Source organism: Persicirhabdus sediminis, assembly GCF_016595495.1.
In the GTDB taxonomy this organism is placed as follows: domain Bacteria; phylum Verrucomicrobiota; class Verrucomicrobiia; order Verrucomicrobiales; family Akkermansiaceae; genus Persicirhabdus; species Persicirhabdus sediminis.
The window spans coordinates 1-21,775 of sequence record NZ_JAENIM010000027.1; the positions used below are offsets into that span (position 1 = coordinate 1).

Genomic DNA, 21,775 nt, shown 5'->3' on the forward strand with positions numbered 1-21,775 from the left:
CGACGCTGATTTTTAGGCAAAATCTTCGGCTCAAATTCTCCCTTGCGATCTCGCGGGATGGCCACCTCTAACTCACCGTGCTCACTGATCGCTTTTTTGCGGCTGGTTCCGTTGCGCACATTTCCGCGTTTACCGCCTTTGCGCTGGCCTTTTTCGTAGCCTAAATGGTCATCCATCTCACCAGCTAAGGCACTCTCGTAGAACCTTTTCATTAGCTTTTTGATGAGATCGTCACCCTGAACTGCCAGCTCAGCCGGACTCGCTCCAGCTGCCTTTTGTTTCGCTATGAATGAGTTAAAAAATTCATCCAACGCCTGGTCTGCTTCTGTCTTTTTTTTCTTCATGGTCGTATTTTACAAATGCGACCAAAAACACAAATATTATGTCAGGCTCTTTTTTTTCTTCATGGTCGTATTTTACAAATGCGACCAAAAACACAAATATTATGTCAGGCTCAACAACATGATGTCAGTCTCATTATTTCACATTAGACTGCTCAAGGACAAATAGACTAATTGCTTCCGAGCGACCGTCTATTTCCTTATTTACAAGCCTGACTTCGACGGTTTGTCCCTCTTTTATGATCTCAGGCAGTGGTTCAGGTATGTCAATCATCACCTCTTTACCATCCCACATAATAATGCCAGCTCTTAGTTCAGCTCCCGATTCAGAAATATGTTCATATATTTTCTGGATTTTTACCTTTCGAACTTTGCTGTACTCATCGACTACATTTAGTTGAGAAACCATGTTCTCTACATTTTCATTCTCGTCTAGCAACTCATTTCCCTGTTCTTCTGATTCACAACAAATTAAAAAGAAGCTAACTAGTACTAGCAGATGGTATTTATAATCAATATTCATAGTTATAAACTCCTTAGGTGCGCGAGCATAGCATCAGCTCGCTCAAACCTTATCTGCTTTCTTAACTTCCCATCTACTATCCACGGGCTCTCTACTTTCATCACCTTTATTTTATCCCCAACCTTAAGGTTCCATCGCTCTTCATAATCTCCAAACTTTTCGTTATATTCACGTATGAATACCTCATCCTCGCCCCAGCTAAATACAAAAGACCGAAGCGTTTTATGCTTATTAATATTTGAGCCATAAACTTTGGTAATAACGACTTCTCGAATACCTAAGCGTGCAATTTCCCTTTCGATTGGTGACTTATCACCGTCGGAACTTTGCCTGTTCTCAGATATCGCCTTCTCAAAATATAGCCTCTCTTCTTCCCGTATTTGGTCAACTAGTTCGAGAATATTACCTTGAGCATCTTCCTCAGCCTCAAGCGTGAGACCTCCTCCTTGGAGGAAAAAAGCTAAGCCCACAATGATTAATTTCTTCATATCAAAAGACAGCTTTAGCACTAAACTAACTGGCTCTGCAACCTCTAATCACAGAATTCTGTTAGCTTAGATCAGCGAAATTTCATATGTAATTCTAGATTCAACATTCCAGCTAGCTGGACTTCTGGCCAACTAGTCCTAAACAAGTGAGAAATTTAGCTGAGCTCAGTTAAAACCATTACAGCCAATTTCTCGCTAGTTTTGCCCCATCAAAACACAGCAATTATCATCATCAGGCTGATTACCGCCCAATTCATCTATCTAACTAAATCAAAATTTCGAAAATTCCATGTACACTCCAAGTCGTAACATGTCATCACGACTATGTTACGAATCTGGTTACGACTATGGTAATTTGCACCAAATCTAGAACACAAAAAAGCCGCAATTGCTTGCGGCTTAATGGATATGGCAGATGGCGGACAGGGAGGGATTCGAACCCTCGGTACTGTTGCCAGCACACTCGCTTTCCAGGCGAGCCCATTCGACCACTCTGGCACCTGTCCTTTATCTTGCATTTGCGCCGCGTATTGCGGTGCGCGCGGAAACTACTCAGCTGACTGCAAAGGTGCAATCTTTTTTTGATGCAAATTCAATAAATTTATACCTTTCGAAATTTCACACAGTTTACGCCTGCTGCCGATTCACTCATTGCGCTCAGAATGATGCCATTACTGGGCCAGCCGCCCATAGCTAGATTCTCATGTATTGAGATGGACCAGAAATGTTCTTTGCTGTGAGCGACCGATGACTCCGCTGAGAACTCTCAAATTTCTAAATAGGCGCTAGTGCTAGGCGACTTCCGATTATCCAGAGCCAGCTGGGCCCAACACACCTGATAATGAGACATTTCTCAGCGACGAAATAATACAGCGATCACGCCATTTCAGCCTAGTTAGCTTGGTCAAAAAACTCACGCCACGGCTAACATCCCCATATTGAAACATATCCGACCAACCAACAGTCAATCACATCAATTATGTAAATTTAAATGTCAAAATACCCAGTATGACGGACTAAATCCTATGAACTAGTCATTACACACAACTGCCCCCGTAATTCACGCACATACATGAATACTAACAAAATCTACGCAGGCATTATATTTTTCGGTCTGAGTTCTAGCTTGATACAGGCAGGAACGATTAGCAAAGAACAAGCAGTACAAGAGGCCCTTATATGGATGATAGACCATCCAATTATGAAAGAGGCCAGCCGCGAAGTAGCATCTATCAATAGCTACACCAATGAAGACAGCGGCCGCTCTGCATATATCGTAAACCTATCACCAACAGGATATCTCATCCTTAATAGTGATGACAAACTACCTTTAGTCATCTCCTATAGCCCTGATAGCAGATCTAGCATTAATCCACCTGAAGATAGCGCGTTTTATGTTTTGCTAGACTCGAACCTGAGCCAGCAAGTTAGTGAGCCAGTTACAAAATCATTAAGTCTAAGCACAGAGCCAGCTGAATTAATGGAAATTGCAGCTAGCTCGTCCGACTTGCTCATCGAGCCAATGCTAGAAACTGTGTGGCATCAAGCTCACCCAGGGAACCTATACACACCAGAGGGATTCATTCATGCCCAAGAAGCTTACCGCGGCAGGGCTGCTACTGGTTGTGTGCCAACGGCATTTGCGCAGCTGATGTACTTTCACAGATGGCCTATTAGAGGCCTAGGAACACACAGCTTCAGCCGCGAAGCTGAAACTAATGGAGTACTCGGTGGTGACTTCAGCGCTAATTTCGAAACACGCATTGACTGGGCTAACATGCTAACCTTTTACGACGCGACAGTTGACTATCTTCCTGAGCAAGAGGAAGCGATTGCCGGCCTCATGTATAACCTTGGTGTCGCCTCAGAAATCATATACCGAAATAATGGCACGGGAGGCGATGGAGGTTCTCAATCAGCAGCACTGCAACAATATTACTATTACGAACCATCATCTACCCAGTTCACACAAAATAGCAGCCTCGGCCCCATCCAGGCTGATCTCAAAGCAGGTTTCCCCGCTAACGCCAGCCTGCCAGCCCACTCAGTTGTTGTTGACGGCCTGCTCATCAATGGTGATGAAACTACCTATCATGTCAATTATGGCTGGGGCGGTGAGGGCAATGGCTGGTGGCGACACGATGAAAACCACCCTAGACTGATCACTAACGGCATGACCTATGAGGGCATTGGCGGAGCAGTAACAAACATTAGACCGCGCATGCTCGCGTTCCCTGCATCTACTAACACAGAGATATCCACCACCTCAACTGACTGCTATTGGATTCTACCAAAAAGAAGACATAAGGAAGTGGCAAAAATCTCGCTCTATGAAAGCGCTCAGAAACAGGCACCATGGTCAGCAGATATAGAATCATTCTCAGTGAGAAATGCCCAAAACTGGTCACTAGTAACGCACGCGGGAACAGGTAAAGCATGTTGGTATGCAAAACCTGCTGAACAGGGAGAAAAATCGTCAATCGTCCTAGCTGAAACATTCACCCCTAACGCTAACAGCACTCTGGATATCAAGGGTTGGCATGATTTCTCAGGAAGTAACAAATTTAACGTCCTTGTATCCAACACTGGAGGCCAAACATACGAAGTCGTGAACAGCTTCACTGGAGACGCATGGTCACCTAGCTGGAAAACTAGATCTGTGAATCTCAGCTCCTTTGCAGGTCAGGAAATATCTATCAAGTTAGAGTTTCCTTACTATGATTTTCAAAAATCTTATTACGAACTCTACATCGAGAGCATCACACTAAATTCAGGAACGTATACCGGCTATAATTTACTCGCTGAGTATACTGATTTACAGACCGTGGATGGCGCTAGCATTGCTCCAGAGCATGCAGGCCAAAACCTGCACCTCACTCCCCTACCAGCTCTCGAACCAGGCACCTACAACATTGGAGCAGCTGTAACCAACTTGTCTGGGCAAACAGAAGCCATCGTTGAAACCATGCAGCTAACCGTCGTTGAAAATCTCTGGGATCCAACAGCTGATACTAACAACGACTCAATCCCGGACGTCATTACCCACCTTATGGGCTATACTAACGATAAGAAGAATACCTTACCGCAACCGAAACCCTACGGCACAGGTAAGCTAGAGCTTGCTGTACCAGTAGATAGCTCCATAGATACTTCAGGGCTCTTTGTCGAATACTCCACTGACATGATCAACTGGTACAATGTGGAAACATCAACATTACCTAACGGAGACAGCTTCACCACATTGCGAAAGACAAACAACTTCAAGATCCGCTGGGACAAAAATATCGAAGACAAACTATTCTTCCGCGTTTGCGCCTCACAATAAAACCATTCATTAGACACTAGCACCTATGAATACCCAGCTTCGGCTGGGTATTTTTTTTGCCTCCTTGAAAATCAAATATATGTATAGAAGCATAACAATATAACAAAAATTTGATCTAATCTAATTGACCTATCAAGACCCAACAGTCAGATATTACATTATTAAATCGTATTTGTAATAGTTCGATAGAATTAATCTGATACAACTCATTCTAACTCGTACACAATCCATGAAAATTGACCAATTTCTAAATAAGATCCAGCGCCACCTGAATTTGCAAAAATTCATCTCCACAGTGTCGTGGTCACTACTTGCTGCTGGCATTATCGGCATTGTCTACGCGCTTAGTTATATCCTTAGAGGACACGCCATGATCGCTAGTGGCTACTGGCCACTAATTGGCTCCTCCATAGTCATCGGATCTATCATTGCTAGTGTTAATCGTAATAGCCGAGAAGAGGCAGCTCACTATGCTGACAAAAAGTGGCAGCTTAAAGATCTCATGCTAACTACTATCCAGCTGCAGAGTTCACAGAACGACAATAACAAACAAAGCATATCCAACAGTGAAGTAGTCGAACTGATTGTTAGTCAAGCTGAGCAACAAGCAGCTAAGGTCAACCAAGACAAACTCACCCTCAAGTGGCCAAAACACATCATTTTCACAGGCACCAGTCTACTAGCCGTATCCATCTACATGCTCACTATCCCCCCTTCTGAGGCGGTTGTTATGAAACTAGCTCACGAGAACATGATAGAGAGCAGGTCTAATGAAGTTCGTAATGAGCTAGAAGAATACTTAGATGAGCTAGATAAATCATTAGATGACGATGAAAAAGAAGCGCTGAAGCTCGATGAACTCAAGCAGTGGGTTGAGGAAATGAAAATTACAGGCAATGAGCGTGAAGCGATGAAGCAGTTTGCCAAGTTAGAGCAAAAAATTAGCCTGAACCTAAGCCAAATGAATCACGCTAAGGAAGAGCGTGCTTTGAAGAAGATGGCTCAGGAATTGCGTAAGACTGATAGCCAACAAGCTAGGGCAATACGCAAAGACATTGAAAAACGCGACTACGACAAAGCGGGCAAAAAACTTGAAGACATGCAATTCAAGAAAAATACAGAAAGCTCACAGAAAAAATCGACTCCCCTAACTGAACAACAGAAGAAGGCTGCTATGATGCGCGCCATTACCAAGCGCATGGCCAATGCTAACAAATCAAGCAATCAAAGTAGTTCACAAGGGCAATCACAGGGCAATCAATCAAACGGTAGCGGAAGCAATGGTGATAATAGCCAGCAAAGTGAAATTGCTTCAATGGTTAGCCAGCTAGATAAAACTCTCAGTGAGTTAGAAAAAGAGCTCCGCAAATGCGAACTAGATGGCAAAAAACTATCAAACCAGAAATGCGAATCACTCTGTAATAATATCAACGACCAACTTTGCAAACTCTCTAAGAAGATGTGCCAGACCAGCGCCCAATGCAAAGCTTCGTTCAAGTTAAAGTGCCTACGTCAAGGTCTCTGCCAGTCGCAGAGTTATGCGCTTGGTCGATGCAATAAACCTAGTTCCAGACCTGGCGGGCAACAAGCGGGTGTAGGCAGCAATCACTCGGAAAGGCAAGAACGCTCAGACCATCTAGCCAATGGAAACATGGCCCAGCTACAGGGGATAAAAAATCAAACTGGCCCGTCGCAGAGTTCGGTCGAAGAAGCGGAGAGTGGCACCGCCATCTCTAGCAAAAACGAATCTCAACGAGAGCGCAGCTATCAGAGATCTTTCGAGTCATTTGTCCAGCGCGACGACATTCCTGAGGAACTCAAATCAGGCGTGCAAAATTATTTTGAATCCATTCACCAATATCAAGAACCTACGATACCAGCAGATCAAAACTAATCCCCCACCAAACTAACACCATGACACAAACAATCAGTTCTCCAATCGAAGAAGCCGCCGAACATTTCAAAGCAACATTCAAGACGATCCGACAAGAAGTTGGCAAATTCATTGTTGGCCAAGATGACATCATCGAAAATGTGCTTATTTCTATCTGCTGCGGTGGTCACGTATTGCTCGAAGGCGTTCCCGGCTTAGGAAAAACAGCCCTCGTCAACACTCTGTCCCAAGCACTGAACCTAGATTTCCAACGCATTCAGTTCACTCCTGATTTGTTGCCATCTGACGTAGTTGGCACCCAGGTGCTGATAGAAGAAAACGGCCACCGTCAGCTTCAATTCCAAAAAGGTCCCGTCTTCTGTAATATCCTGCTCGCCGATGAAATTAACCGTGCAACTCCTAAGACTCAATCTGCTTTGCTAGAGACCATGCAGGAAAAACGTGTCACCGTAGCTAACAAAACTCACAGCATTGGATTGCCCTTCTTCGTTCTAGCCACCCAGAACCCGATTGAGAACGATGGAACCTACGCGCTGCCGGAAGCCCAGCTTGACCGCTTTTTCTTTAAGCTCTACGTCACCTTGCCTAACCATGATGATTTCAAAGAAATCCTCAACCGCACAGGAGGCATAGAGCAACCAGAAATTAAGGCCGTAGCCAACGGCGAAGATATCCTCAAAATGGGTCACACTCTGCGCCAAGTCGCCATCTCCGATGAAGTGCAAGACTACCTCGTCAAAGCCGTGCGTATGACTCATCCAGAAAATGACGATTCCCCACAAGAGATCAAACAATATGTTCGCAATGGCGCATCGCCACGTGCAGCTCAATCAATCTTAGCAGCTGCTAGAGGGCGTGCGTTACTCGATGGTCGTTTTCATGTCGCCCGCGAGGATGTAGACGAATGCGCCATTCCCGCCATGCGTCACCGCTTAATTCTATCATTTGAAGGTGAAGCTGAAGGCATCCTTGCTGACGATCTCATCCGCAAAGCTCTGAGTGCTGCCGCTAAATAGAAAGCGCATAGCAGCATCAAACAACTCTAAAAAAGACAGACAAACTAAGTCGGATTGCGCCCATGCACAAAGGAGAATTTACTAACTCAACATTTATTCGCAGACTCGAAAGCTTGTACTTGCTAGCACGTAAAGTGCTAGGAGGCACACTACAAGCTGACCGTAAAAGTACCCGTAAAGGCGCTGGGGTCACCTTTGCCGATTATGCAGAGTATAACCATGGCGATGACTACCGAGCAATCGACTGGCGAGTCTATGCTAGATTTGATGAACTTGTTATCAAATTGTTTGAGCTCGAAGAAGATGCTACTATTTACCTGCTTTGTGATTGTAGCCACTCCATGGCGTCCAAACAAAAGACGGCCCTAGAGCTCAGTGCGGCACTTGGCTACATTGCTTTAAACTGTCAAGATAGGCTAGCAGCCTATAGCTTGTCTGATAAATTAGAGCCTATCATCGAGCCTACACGTGGCCGAGCTAAAGTATTACCATTTCTAAAAGCCCTAGAACAAACTAAGACGCACGGCGAAGACACCCATTTCACCCGCTGCATCAAATCCCTACAGGCGCGCCATCGCAAGCGCGGCATGGTGATCGTCATCTCCGATTTCTTATTCCCTCGTGGATACGAAGAAGGCCTGAAACTACTTCAGTGGCACGGCCACGATGTATTCTGTCTACAAGTCCATGACCCAAAAGATCTACAATGTGATTGGAAAGGCGACCTTCAGTTAGAATGCATCGAAACAGGGCAAAATCAAAAAGTAACCATCACAAAAAAAGAAGCCGAAGCCTATAACAAGGCGATGGCTGACTGGAATGATCAGCTCCGTAAAGAGTGTGCCAAGCGCGGTATCGGGCTAGGCACCTTGACCAGCGAGCACGCATTTGATCAAGTGATTTCCAACATCCTGAAACGAGGAGGACTGGTAGCATGAGTTATCTGAATCCACTATGGCTCTGGTCATTATTAGCAATCATTCCGCTAACAGCCATCTATTTCCTCAAAGTTAGACCTAAAAAACAGCCCACTAACGCCTACTTCTTATGGCAAAAAGTCTTTGCTGAGAAACGCTCATCAGCGCTATTTCAACGATTACGAGATTTGTTTTCTCTCCTGCTGATGCTGCTTGCTTTTGCGGCCGTAGCTTTTGCATTAGCTCAGCCGCGCTGGGGCGACGAGAAGCAAACAGACATGCTCATTATCATTGATACCTCGGCCTCTATGCAGGCAGGGAATAATGCCAATAGCCGCATCCAGCTAGCCAAAGATAAAGCTACAGGGATTATCAGATCCCTAAACGGTGAACATCGCGTCGCTCTAGCAACTATTGATAAACAGTTAAAGTTTCTCACTCACTTAAGTGATAACCCAAAAGTTCTGGTCGAGCAGATTAAACAGATCAACGCATCTGACATGCCTCTCAATGCTCAGGCTGCTAGAAGTTTAGCTAATTACAAACTATCAGGTGATTCTAGCGCGCATAGAATTATCTTCATCACAGACGGGTCTAGCCAACTGCCAGATTTTGACGAAAAAATAGAACTCTTCGCGGTAGGATCTGAAATAGAAAACCTCGGCATCACAGCAGCTGACCTACAGTGGGTACCTGGCCGCAACGGTACCGCAAGTTGCTATCTGAAAATTGAAAATACCTACAAAAAAGATATCTCTACTGAGATAGAGCTGCGTCACCAAGAATCTGGCGTCATCGCAAAGTTAATTCCTCTACAGCTACAAGCTGGCGAAAAATTCGAACAGATTATTGATTTTGATATGGCTGAAGCTGGCATTTGGACGGCTAGTATTAATCAGAAGGACGACTTCATGTTAGACAATGAAGTAATCATGGGTCTCAACCCACAGCAAACAATCTCAATTGGCCTAAAAGTCACCACTCCATGGTTTTTCGAGAATTGTGTGAACGCATTTGCTCGCACTAACGGTCTACTTCAAATCGACTCAGAATCACCACAAATCACACTAGTCGAAGGCTCTACAGATACAGAAGAGAGCAATTTACTTATTTTCAATCCGCAGCAGCAATCTCAATGGTGGACGTCTATCGGCGAGCCCTTGGATGATATCATTATCGAAACTGAAGATGGCGAACACCCTCTAACTCAACACTTAGATTTCGATATCATGGGCTTCCCTGCCGCCAAAAGGCTCAGTGCCCCTGAAGACGCGCAAGTCTTTGCATTTAACCATGACGGTACACCTCTGCTCTATAAATTACGCAGGGGAAATCAAACTGCTGTAGTCGTCAACTTGGATCCGTCCGAGCAGAACTTCTTTCTATCACCATGGTTCCCAACCATCATTCACAGTGCTACAATGCATCTAGCGGGTAGAGAATCTAGCCTCGCTCCAGTCTACGCTACAGGGACAAAAATCACCCTCCCTGGTAATAGCGAGCAAGCCGAAATCATCCATAACAATGAGGCTTCAATAGTAGCGGCACAAAGTCAAATTGAGCTAAATAATTCTGCAAGTTACAGATATTCTGCAGATGATAGCGAATGGAACTTTGGTGTGAGTCTGCTGTCAGCTGATGATAGCCAGTTGGCTATTATTGACGCCGTGTCCAGTAGACAATTAAGAACCGGTTGGCCTATTTCAGTTTGGCTAGTCGTAATTGCCCTACTCGCATTAACGTTAGAGTCTATCCTCTATCATCGCCGTAAATTAGGCTAATTATCAATTTTTTTATATTATGGAGTTTTTCTCACTCACCCCTCTTTGGTGGCTATTAGTCATCATTCCACTTGCCATCGGATACGGTTTTTCTTTAGTCGACCGCCCTGCTAAATTTAAAGTTCTATCGATCGCATGTCGAATCATCGGCATTGTATTGTTAGTGCTAACTTTATGCAGGCCGTTCATCAAAAATGAAACAAAATCCGTACATGTAAGCTTTCTGATCGATGGCTCGGAATCAGTCGACCCTGAATCCATGAAGACGGCACTGGCTCATATCGAATCTAGCATTGCGAGCCTAGATTCGGGTGATAGTCATTCACTTTTCATTTTTGCCTCTGAGCTAAAAGAAATGCAGCCAGATGAAATTAAAAAATTCATCACCAGCTGCGAGCAAGGAGTGTCTGATGCTAAGTTCAGATCATCAACAGATCTAACACAGTCCTTACTCAGCGCGCGCATGAGTTTTCCTGCTGGTAAATCTCGCAGGTTAGTTGTGTACACAGACGCTGCTGCCACCACCTCTGGTCTAGAAGACGCCCTAGCAACACTCAAGAGCGAGCAAGTAGATCTCTTTCTAAATCAAATTGAGCCATTACAAAAACCCGAAGCGGCACTGGTTTCTATCGAGCCAGCGTCACTAAACGCATTTCAGAATGAGATTCTACGCATCAAGGTAACTAGCCAGTCCAATAGCGACATGGCAGGGCGATTACGAATCCTGCACAAAGGTGTCGCTGTGACTGAGCAAACAATCCAGCTAGAGGCCAACACACCTACTATCAGTTACGCTGACGTAGAAATGACAAGCTCAGGTGCCAGCCACTGGCAAGCTGAGCTGATTCCTGAGCGAGATTATTTCCCGCTGAACAACAAGCTCTCAACAACGATCAAGGTAAAAGGTCAGCCTAGAGTGTTAGTCATCCACAGTCAGAGAGAGAAGCTAAGGTCATTCTCTCGCGCGATGGCAAAACAAGGCATCGATATGGATGTTCGTGGGGCACGTGGATTACCCGAATCACTAGAGGCAATGCTAGCCTTTGACGCCATTATACTAGCCGACGTTCCAGCTACAGACCTAATGGTAAACCAAATGGAAAACCTCAAACGCTATGTTAGCGAGTTTGGCGGTGGCCTAGCCATGATGGGCTCAGAGAACTCATACGGACTTGGCGGCTATTACAAAACGCCAATTGAAGAGGTCATCCCCCTAACTTCTAGATTTGAAAAAGAGAAACAAAAACCATCTCTATCCATGGTATTAGTACTTGATAAATCAGGTTCCATGGAAGGAACACCAATGGAGCTAACCAGGCAAGCGGCCAAGGCAGCTGCCGAGCTACTAGGCTCACGTGACCAGATTGCGGTCATCGGCTTTGACAGCAACCCAATGGTTGTCTGCGAAATGACCTCAGCAGGCAATAAAGTACAAATCATGAACGCCATTGATACTTTGGGAGCATCTGGTGGCACCAATATGTTTCCAGCGATGGTGCAGGGATATGACATGCTGCAAGCTGCTAACACAAAGATCAAGCACATGATCGTCATGACTGATGGACATACTCAGGAGGCCGATCATATCTCGCTAACTCAGCAGATGGTAGATTCAGGCATTACGGTATCATCAGTAGCTATGGGTTCAGGGGCTGACGCAAACTTGCTAGAAGAGATAGCTAACTACGGAAAAGGCCGCTTCTACCAAACTGATGATCCAGCCAACGTGCCGCAGATTTTTACAAAAGAAACCATGCAGGCTTCCAAGTCAGCCATCAAAGAAGACCTTTATGGCTCAGTCATCACGGGTGATCATCCCGTACTAACTGGTTATGAACAGACCGAACTGCCAATGGTATTAGGATTTGTAATGACGAAAAGTAAACCTACTTCTGAGCTATTACTTGTGACCGAAACGGGTGACCCACTGCTGGCGATTAATAGGTTCGGCTTGGGCACAGGTCTAGCCTATACATCAGATCTCACTGAGCGCTGGGGCGGTGAGTGGTTAGCTTGGTCTGGTGCTAGCAAGTTTTGGGCACAAGTCATTAGAGGCATCCTCAAGACTGAAGATGATACTGGGCTCAGCATCGTGCAAGATATCACAGACGACCAGTGGCGCATTGAAGCTAGTCACAAAGGTCTCAATGGTGCGCCGGTGAACGGCAGCCAATGGACTGCTGAAGCTATCAACCAAGATGGCAAAAAACTGGCAATGGACATCTCGCAAACAGGCATCGGAAAATATGCGGGTTCGCTTGACCTGCATGGATCTAACGCCGTGGCTTTGCGCATTCAAGACACTGACCACGACAAGGTGAAAACGCTCTACTGGCAGCGCTCCTATCCCGCCGAATATCAACTCGGAGGGAAAACCCCGGAGATCCTAACATCATTACCGAGTATCAATGCTGAATCCATTCGAGAAAATCTCATTAAGCATTACCGGCATCAAAATATCACTCCATACTTTGCCCTGCTAGCATTTGCCTTTCTCATTACAGGCGTTGTCCTGCGCAGAGTCTAATATTTTTAGTTACAAATCACCTACCAGCTTTCCCCATTTTCTTTCTTAATATGAATAAAAAACTCTTTGTCCGTCTATCATCTAGTCTTCTATTTGCCAGCCTATCGCTCGCTCAAGCTGATGAGGCAGCTGACCAGCCAGCCGAGGCAGTTGAAATCAATGCCAAAGCAGCCAAGTACCACAAGGTGCTGAGCAAACGACCAAATTCAGGCCACGTCTTTGATCGCTTTTGTGATGCATGGTTAGACACTCACTCCAACCAACAGCTAGAGGCCTATCTCATTGCAGCAGCAAATGACAAATCCCCTGCTAGCCAGCTGCTGCTGGCCTACTTCTACCAGCGTCAAGGTGAAGACCATAAAGCCCTAGAGGTGCTCAAAAAATCGCTGATAGACCACCCAGAGAATCAAGCGATCCGCATCCAACAGGCGAAAACTCTAGCCAAGCTACTCGCCTTTGATGCCGCCGTCGCCGAGCTCGATATCGCCGCCAAAACTGCTGAACACGATGACAAGTTAGAAATCCTCCAGCTAAGAGGGAAATTCCTCGCCCGCTGCGGTCGTTATGAAGAAGCTCAGCAGACTTGGACGGAAATTCTAAAAACCGACGCCAGCGACGAGGAACTGGTAGAAAACATCCTCGAAGCACAAATTGCAGAAGGGCTGTTCGAGCAAGCGCTGGCCACCTCAGACATCCAGCTGAAACAAACTCGCGATGCCTATCAGAATGTGCTACACACACTGCGCCGCGGTGACATCTATCAACGCTCTGGGGACGTGCAAAAAGCCATTGATACGTACACCAGCACGCTAGACAGCGTGGGCGAAGGCAGCTGGCTGGAACGCGAAATCCTCGCCCAGCTACATGAAATTTTCCGCCGAGATGACGACTTTGAATCACTGGTAACGCTTTACGAGAAACTAACAAGTGAACACCCACAACGTGTCGGCATCAAAAAAGCCCACACCCAGCTACTTTCCCAGCTAGAGCGTCACGACGAAGCTGAAACTTTGCTCAGAGAGATTCTCAAGATCACACCCGGCGACCGCTCCAACCGCGAAGAGCTCATCAATATTTTAGCCAAAGCAAGAAAGTACCATGAAGCGATCACTGAAATCAAAGCCCTCTTAGAGCTTGCACCAGATGATTCAAAATTATGGCTAACGCTAGCAAACATCTATCATCTAGCGAATCAATCTGACGAGATCTCAGCGAGTTTGGCGAAATACCTCGAACTGGAAGATCATAGTGAAAACAGCTACCTGACGGCAGCAAGCTTAATGGTTAAATATGAGCTCTTTCAGCAAGCTGAACAATACCTCACTGCAGCTGCTAAGAAATACCCAGATAGCATCGAATGCAAAAAAAGCTACGCTAGGCTTCTAATCAAGCTTGATAGGAAAGATGAAGCTATCGCCATTTGGCAGGACCTCATCCTCACTGGATCCAAAGATACAGTGATGCGTCAAACTCAGACTTTACGCTCAATCGGAGAAGCTGAACTTTCATACGAGTTACTACAAAAGCGGGCAGACGAGTTCATGACCGACATCAACTTTGCCAGCTACGTCTGTAATCAAGCACGACAACAAAAAGATTTAGATTCCGCAAAAATATGGGCGTACCGAGTGCTCAAACTAGCAAAACACTTTGACGAAATAAGACAATCAGTCGCTCTAACTAGCAAAGTAATCGTGCAAGCTGATGCGGAGCTAGCTGAAATCAATCACCTCGAGAATATCGACTCAGCTAGCATTGCCGAGCTCTGGCTGCTAGCAAGGCTGCAAGAACTTCAAGCTGAATCAAGCAAAGCATTGGAGACACTTCAGCGTATCAGAGAGCAAGATGAAACCATTGCGTTCCTGGCGACTGCTGACTTTTATGAACAACGCGATGAAATCCAACTCGCATGCGAGGTGCTCGAACAGCTAATCGCTAGCCCAAAAGGAAAACGTCCACTATACATAAAACAGATCGTTAGACTTTACCGTAGCATTGAAAATCACGAGGCTGCTTTGAGCCATATAGCAGAATGGAAAATCCTCGCTCCTGGAGAAAAATTCCCATGGTTTATAGAGGCTGAGATTTACCAGCTAGAGAATCAATTAGAAAAAGCAGTCAGTACTTTGGCCAAGGCATCCTTGCTATTTTCAGACGATAACGCAGACATCAATAACAAGCTCGCATCGGTATATGAAAGTGACGCACAGTTTGCTAACGCTAAACGTATTTACTGGAAACTCTACGAACAGGCTGAAACATCAAACCAGAAGCTGAGTTATATCCCCTCTCTAGCGCGTGTAGCCGACCATATGGGACAGACACAAGAGCTGCTAGAAAGTTTCACCGAAAGACGTAAATCTAATGAAAGATCCGTTGAACCTATCTTAGCCTTAGCCGAAATTCATCGCTTCAATGAAGATTACGAAGAGCGCAGGAAATTCATGATAGAGGCAGCTCAACTGCGCCCTGATGACGTCAAAATCCTCCATCTGATCGCAGATATCGAAGAGCGCGAAGGTGATGTTGAACGCGCTATTCAGACTTTAGACAGAGCGATCAAAGTAGATAAATCTAGCAAAAGCAAACAACTGCTAGCTGAGGTATACATGCGTAACTATGAGCTCGAAAAAGGCATTGGCATATTACATGAGTTGGAAATTGGACTCGACTCTAATCCGAGGCAAATTGAGAAACTAACACTATCTATCGCCAGTAATGGTGATTACGAGCTAGCCTTAAATTATTTGGCTGAGCACCGCATCCAACATGCTGATGACTATCGCCTAGCATTCCTGCAGGCCAAACTTCAAATAGAACTCGCGGAACCAGAACTGGCTATTCAATCCCTCCTTGAAGCGCGCGCTATACAAAGTGAAATCGACAAGCTAACGCCACTAATTAGTGATGCTTCTTTCAAAGAGCAAAGTCAACAAATGGCTAATTTCACTGGTACATCTGAGGACTACATCGTCTACGACTCTCTGAGTCGCTTAATTTTCAATAATCGGTCTAATAGACAAGGAGGCCCTAGCTTAAGCACGCTTCCAGGTAGCCTAAAAGAAAAAGATGCCTTTGCAGAAGCAGGCATCATACTCCTACTTGAACAAACTGATGATGAGAAAGTTAGCCAATTGGCAAAAAATCTAAAAGCTGAAGGGTTATATAAACTAGATCTGCGCCGTGAGTTGATGAAAATGTGGCATTCAAATAGCGGAGATGTTAGTTCATTGAAAGAATTCGCTCTAGCACACCCAGAGGAGACCGTAGCACTGGCTCTCGCGGCAAGCTTTGAAATCATCATGGCTTCCTTTAAAGAAGGACAGATAGACGAAGAGTTTTTAGCCTACGTGAATAAGCACCTTGATGGCATGCCGACCAATACTCGCATCATGCTAACTGGTAACTTTTTATGTTATGGTGAAGACCAAAACAATCCCTTGGCTTGGAAAATGTATTTAAATGATATCGATTTAGAAAAAGTCGATCATGATGCCCTAGCTACGACATTCACTTTCATCACAAGTCAGGCAAAAACAAGAGAACTCAGTACCGAGGTCCGCTCACTAATCAACGACTTCGCTCTCAAAATTGCTTTAAACAACGAGGGAAAAACTATCTCCTGGTTCATGCGTACTCAACTGATTACTAACAGCCTCCTATTAGCTATCGAAACAGAAAACGCAGATGACTTCATCGCCCTCACGAACAATATTTTGCATGAATATGATGCGAAGAAAGCGGCAAACCAAAATCCGTTTTCGCATAGGTCACGACACAATACTAATGGCTTCTCAGTTCCTGAGTTTCCACCAAAAATCATTACAAACCTCCCCCTCTCTTTGCTAGGCCTAATTCAGCAAAACGAGCAATCTACTTATTTCAATATGGGTGACTACAGTGACGTATCACTGAATGAGCTGAGCTTAAATTCAATACAGATTAGACAGGTTGAATCAGATAGGCTTCAGCTTTTGTTAGCCCATTTCTATAAAAATGAGTCGCTTACAAAATCATTAATCGAAGCCCTTGAGTCCTCAGAAAAACTAAGCTTTTCTGATTACCAATACCTGGCTGGCTACTACTGCAAAAGTGATCGAGCAAAGGCATTAGATTTACTGATTCAGGCTAACCAATTAGGCTTAACTAGAGCCGAACGTAAACAGCTAGATCAACAGATTGTCGCCATAGCGTTAGAACTCAAAGAGTCTGATGAGCCTAACTTCACCAGCAGATCTGATAGAGCCAAACAAGCTGCTCTCAGGCTTAGACGCCAACGGTGGGCAAACGCTGAGGCCAGAAACTATCTTATCTCAGCACTTGAATCATTTGGGCTGCAAAAAGAAGCCGATCTAGAAACGATCAAAAATAGTCCAAAATCGAATTCGTATTCAAGTAGTCGTCAGCATACACAAACAAATACTCAAGATCTCATTAAAGAGCTCGAAAGTGCACTGGCTGACAAGAACCAAGACAAGCTAAAGCGTCTCATTGTACGCGAGTTGCGTCTATTAACAAAAGCCAATGTCGATTGGCAATACTCTAGAAGGCAGGAGAATTTGGTCAAATTTATCCAGCAGCGAAAGCTTGAGGATAAGGTCAAAAAATTCATGCACCCAAGCGAGGATAGCTCTAATCAAAAAGTCGTTGAGTACGCACTAACATTAGATCTTTTGGGAGAACGTCAGGAAGCGCTCGAAAAACTCGATCCCATCATTAAGGAAGGTAGCAAAGACCAAGACCTATTGCTTCGCTATGTGATTATGCTGCCAACGGATCGCTCCTCTGAAGCGGCTGAGATTATCGTGAATCGCATACAGAGGAGTAAGCATGATTCACTCGCTAAAATGCTAGAGTCAGCATTTGATCGAGCCGAAGATGAAAGCTTGGAGAAGTGGATGAACATTACCCAAGTCTGTGTCGAGTCATTAGAGCTGGAACAGAAATCCAATAACAGAATCCAAGCTAGCTGGCCTAATCGTCTGATTGGAAACTTCACTACGAGCTTGCGCTACGACAACCTAACTGTTCCTTCAATCTTAAGCAGTGAATACCTAATCACCAATAATAAAGACGAACTAGAACTGCGACAGCAAAAACTTAAAATTAGCAGAGATTTCCTCAAACTCTGCATGAACTTCAGCAGCTCCGCTAAAGATGCATTCAAACAATATCATGCCAGCCTAATAGCCACTAGTGAACTCGATCAGCTAGACATCAAAATAGCACAATTGGCACACCTAACATCAATACAAAAGAACCAAGGCAATACTTATGCTTACTACAGCTCGTCAGATACTAATAAAGGGAAGACACCAATAGAATATCTGCTCGCTGAAGCTATTCAAGCAGGCTCAGATCAAGCCTTCCCTGCTGAACATCTAGAAAAAATTACCCGCAGCAACAAACCATACTCGAAGGCTCTGATAGAAGCTATTGAGAAAATTGATGCTAACGATGATGAATTCGAAGCCTATCTGAAGGCAAATATTAACGATAAGTTAAACTATAGCGGTTCAGATACCAAAAGTGATTTAGCGCTTAAACTATGTCTAGCAAAAGGCCAGCGCAGCAAATCACTGGAGGGCTTATGGATGAACTACGGTGAGATTAAGTCCAACCAAATGAGAATGCATCAATATTCTCAAATGCTTCAAACACAATCACCTTCCTATATTGCTTCTCATCTACCGAGTAATAGTGATGACATGCGCCTATTACTAGAAAAGGTAATAGAGAACATCATTCTCCCGCGTGAAGATATGAGCGCATTTCTAGCTGAAGAGAGAAAAAATGACTATCAACAGAACAAAATCACAGATTACCAGCGAGTCTCCATGCTAACGGAATGGCTCTCATTAATTGCCCAGCACACCAACAGCCTAGCTGAAAACGCGAATTTTCACCGACTGCTGATAGATTTAGGCATACCTAAGAAGATCTTAAGCCATTATGAACTCTCAGAGAATTTACCTAGTCAACAATTCACCACACTTAATGAACTTCTAGCTAGCTATGACACAGCTGGTTTTGGAGAAATGCTCACTGATGAAGAGCTCATGATAGCTGGCTCAGGAGCCTCCGCTTATTACGGCATCGATCTCTATCTAGATCATATAGGTGACCAAGTAACAACTTCGCAGCTAGTCAATAAGAGCTTGATAGAATCAGAACTGAATAAACAAGCTGAGCATCATCAAGTCTTCCTCCGCTGCGTATGTCTTTATACAAAAGCACCTTCCAAGAAGAAACAGCGCTGGGTAGTAGAGTTAATGAATGCTCACCATCAGCACCTGTCAAAACTTTCAGCTGAAGGTACCATTTGGTTTACTAGCTCTATCCTAACTAAAGCTATAGATATTAAATCGAAGCCGAACCTTAAGGGGCTAACACCCGAAGCTAGCAATTGCCTCCACGCCCTACTCAACAAGTCTAATGAAAAGTCAGGCGAGCAACTCAGTGAGCTATTAGAAAAAGAGCAATTATTTACTAAGAGCGAGCTAGAGAGCACACTGAATACCTTTGAAAAAGGCGCCTCCAGCTTATACCAAAAAGACAAGCAGGCCTATTTCAGCATGGCTTCAAAACTCGTGCGTTCAGCTAGAAAAATTGACTCTGAAATTAAATTAGATGACTACGGTCATCCGATATTTGGTCAATACCAAAAGAATAATGAAGCCGATACGATCACTAAGATTGTTAATTCGGTGAAATCTAAGCAAATTGGCACACACGCTCAGATGCTCTCAGAGTGGTTAAATGACCCCTCAGCTGCTGACATTGAGCTAAACCTCGCCATGATTCATGCGGCTGGTAAAGAGATTGCAACACTCAATTATGCTATCCACGGTAGTAGCTATTCGATGTGGAGACGCATGCGCGAATTCGAGCAAGTTGTCGAGCTCTATGAGGCGCTACCTCCAGAAAATGAAAAACTAAATGCTCTTATTCTCATGAGGTACTATCTCGAGCGTGTCGGCGTATGCCTTCATATACAAGAGGAATATCTCAATTATTGTGAGCAAAAACTCGCTGAAAAAGATACTCCAATTAGACGAGCCCTCTGCACAGGCATACTAGTTAACCTGATAGAAAACTACGGTCCTGAATGGAGCGCCAAATCCGTGAGCCATGTTTCTCACTTTTACGAGTATTTTGATAACAAACAAGATCGCTTGCTATTCACCCAGATTCTAGCTGATGAAGGCGGTGACATTTTCCATTATGACAAGTTTGCTGAGCTTGCAGAATCTATCTTAATGGAGCAAGTGACAGCTCAGGGGCTAGACGCTGTTAGCGCAAAATCTATCACTCGATTACTTCTAAACAATGCTAAGGTTAAGGATAAGACGAGCTACGCACAGCTCTTCACGCAAACCAAATCGCAGCTTCGTAAAGCGCGCAGCAATAATAGAAGGTCATCGTCTTCTAGCTCGGCTGTGAGGTACAATCAGGACTATGCAGGCGCTGAGCACTTCCTGCTAGCTTTGGCCTTAGCAAGCGGAGATAAAGATGATGTCAAGTACGTCTTATCAGCCTATAGCCCAGCTAAGCTGCAGAATAATCAATTTGTCACCTGCCTGCTGTTACGTCACGGTCTAGTGGCTGAAGCACATAAAATCTGGGGCAACTGGAACTCTTCAGAGCAGCTCAACCTAACGATTACAGGCTCCAACATTGGCCTTTTAGATAGCGACCTAGAAAAATCACTAGAGGCTTTCGTTGCGCTAGATCCAGACGATTTTAACCGCCACGCGCTGCGTGACTACTACTTGATTAGGGCTCATGGATTGAATGCGGATACCCAGCCGTCGATTGGCTATGAGGCTATACACAAAGAATTTATCGAAGGTAAAATGGCTACCGCACCATATTCGATAGATACCAAAAAGACGTTGATGAATAGTCTGAAGCTCTATCCATACAATGAGAATTCAGCCAGGTTAGATAACAAAAACTGCGACAAACTCTTAGCCATTTCTAAAGAGATCTATCAATATGAGCTAGATAAATACAAGGGCGGTATAAGAACTACGCGCGGCAATTCAAATAAAATTGCCGTAAGCATAGCACTTAAAGACATTTTACTCACTCAAGGTGAGGAAAAGTACGTCGAAACCGTACTTGCTATCAACACTGAGAATAAAAAACAAAAAATTTACCACCTGAACTATTCATTGATAGCTGCGAACTATGTTCTACAAGATCGCCTATTTGATGCTATTCTAGCAGATGACAGAGCCGCTATTGAGAAGCTTAGAATTATTCTTAAACCTTTAGCTGAACAATGCATGACTGACGGCTACTATTATGTCAGAGCATGGGTATTACCCGTTCCCCTCTACGGTATCGCCTGTGCCTATACCAACCACGCCGACGAGTTTAGCCAATTAGTCAAGGCACATGAAGAGCATACAAAAGATAAAGTCGTAGGAACCTATACCTATCTCGCCTTAGCCAACTCAATTTACAAGGGCGACAAACTCTTTGCTGAAAAGAACAGAGAGCTGTGTAAGCAGATTTTCGAAAAGCTCATCAGCTCATCCCATGATGGCTTGTTTGATAAAAAGTTCTTACCAGCTCACAACTATAGAGGTCTGAGATATTATGAAAGCTGGGGTTGTCTACCTAGCGATTTCGTCATTGAGCTATACGATTACGCAATCACTCTGGATGCTAACAACGCTGATCTACACAACGCAAAAGCTAAAATATATAGCAGAAACGGCAGTTATTCTGAAGCAGAAGTTAGCTATCGATCAGCGCTGCAAATCGCGCAAAAGCAGAATAACAAACACCAGATTGGCTTGTTCATGTTTAGCATTGCCGAATGTCTAAAGCAACAAGGGCAAACAAAAGCCGCCATTGATTATGCTCAGAGTATTCCTGAGGATCATCGAAATAAGTTAGTTAAGAATAAACTCAAAACTGTCGTCAGTAAGTGGCAACAAGAAATCAAATAA

Annotated in this window: 10 protein-coding genes and 1 tRNA gene; 7 read left to right on the forward strand and 4 right to left on the reverse strand. The window is 44.5% G+C overall.

Features of this window, described 5'->3' with window-relative positions; genetic code table 11:
- The 4 genes from JIN82_RS05455 to JIN82_RS05470 all read right to left on the reverse strand — a co-directional run.
- The coding region (locus tag JIN82_RS05455) for a transposase (RefSeq protein ID WP_200310636.1) at positions 1-344 on the reverse strand (344 nt) is incomplete at its 3' end.
- 133 nt (positions 345-477) lie between these two features.
- The gene (locus tag JIN82_RS05460) at positions 478-864 is read right to left on the reverse strand and encodes a hypothetical protein (protein WP_200310637.1); all 387 of its coding nucleotides are present in this window, start codon (positions 862-864) and stop codon (positions 478-480) included.
- A 2-nt stretch (positions 865-866) separates the two neighbouring features.
- Positions 867-1,352 (reverse strand): hypothetical protein, encoded by a 486-nt coding sequence (locus tag JIN82_RS05465; protein WP_200310638.1) that lies wholly within the window; start codon positions 1,350-1,352, stop codon positions 867-869.
- A gap of 416 nt (positions 1,353-1,768) precedes the next feature.
- Positions 1,769-1,858 (reverse strand) — tRNA-Ser (locus JIN82_RS05470).
- A gap of 566 nt (positions 1,859-2,424) precedes the next feature.
- On the opposite strand from JIN82_RS05470, the gene JIN82_RS05475 reads away from it, so the two are divergent.
- The 7 genes from JIN82_RS05475 (at position 2,425) to JIN82_RS05505 (ending at position 21,775) form a co-directional block, all read left to right on the forward strand.
- Positions 2,425-4,677 carry a C10 family peptidase gene (locus tag JIN82_RS05475; RefSeq protein ID WP_200310639.1) on the forward strand — a complete coding sequence of 751 codons (2,253 nt, stop codon included), beginning with the start codon at positions 2,425-2,427 and terminating at the stop codon, positions 4,675-4,677.
- A gap of 229 nt (positions 4,678-4,906) precedes the next feature.
- Entirely contained in the window at positions 4,907-6,571 is a 1,665-nt protein-coding gene (locus JIN82_RS05480; RefSeq protein ID WP_200310640.1) for a hypothetical protein, read from the forward strand.
- Positions 6,572-6,591: 20 nt separating this feature from the next.
- Positions 6,592-7,587, forward strand: a complete 996-nt coding sequence (locus JIN82_RS05485) for an AAA family ATPase (protein ID WP_200310641.1) — start codon at positions 6,592-6,594, stop codon at positions 7,585-7,587.
- Positions 7,588-7,649: 62 nt separating this feature from the next.
- Positions 7,650-8,525 carry a DUF58 domain-containing protein gene (locus JIN82_RS05490; protein ID WP_200310642.1) on the forward strand — a complete coding sequence of 292 codons (876 nt, stop codon included), beginning with the start codon at positions 7,650-7,652 and terminating at the stop codon, positions 8,523-8,525.
- On the forward strand, positions 8,522-10,285 hold the full coding sequence (locus tag JIN82_RS05495) for a vWA domain-containing protein (protein WP_200310643.1): 1,764 nt from the start codon (positions 8,522-8,524) through the stop codon (positions 10,283-10,285). Before JIN82_RS05490 ends, JIN82_RS05495 begins: the two co-directional genes overlap by 4 nt.
- Before the next feature lie 19 nt (positions 10,286-10,304).
- Positions 10,305-12,812, forward strand: a complete 2,508-nt coding sequence (locus JIN82_RS05500; protein WP_200310644.1) for a VWA domain-containing protein — start codon at positions 10,305-10,307, stop codon at positions 12,810-12,812.
- 50 nt (positions 12,813-12,862) lie between these two features.
- Entirely contained in the window at positions 12,863-21,775 is an 8,913-nt protein-coding gene (locus JIN82_RS05505; RefSeq protein WP_200310645.1) for a tetratricopeptide repeat protein, read from the forward strand.

Coding starts and splice junctions, on each gene's coding strand:
- JIN82_RS05460 (WP_200310637.1), bottom strand. CDS start 864: ATGAATATTGATTATAAATACCATCTGCTAGTACTAGTTAGCTTCTTT.
- JIN82_RS05465 (WP_200310638.1), bottom strand. CDS start 1,352: ATGAAGAAATTAATCATTGTGGGCTTAGCTTTTTTCCTCCAAGGAGGA.
- JIN82_RS05475 (WP_200310639.1), top strand. CDS start 2,425: ATGAATACTAACAAAATCTACGCAGGCATTATATTTTTCGGTCTGAGT.
- JIN82_RS05480 (WP_200310640.1), top strand. CDS start 4,907: ATGAAAATTGACCAATTTCTAAATAAGATCCAGCGCCACCTGAATTTG.
- JIN82_RS05485 (WP_200310641.1), top strand. CDS start 6,592: ATGACACAAACAATCAGTTCTCCAATCGAAGAAGCCGCCGAACATTTC.
- JIN82_RS05490 (WP_200310642.1), top strand. CDS start 7,650: ATGCACAAAGGAGAATTTACTAACTCAACATTTATTCGCAGACTCGAA.
- JIN82_RS05495 (WP_200310643.1), top strand. CDS start 8,522: ATGAGTTATCTGAATCCACTATGGCTCTGGTCATTATTAGCAATCATT.
- JIN82_RS05500 (WP_200310644.1), top strand. CDS start 10,305: ATGGAGTTTTTCTCACTCACCCCTCTTTGGTGGCTATTAGTCATCATT.
- JIN82_RS05505 (WP_200310645.1), top strand. CDS start 12,863: ATGAATAAAAAACTCTTTGTCCGTCTATCATCTAGTCTTCTATTTGCC.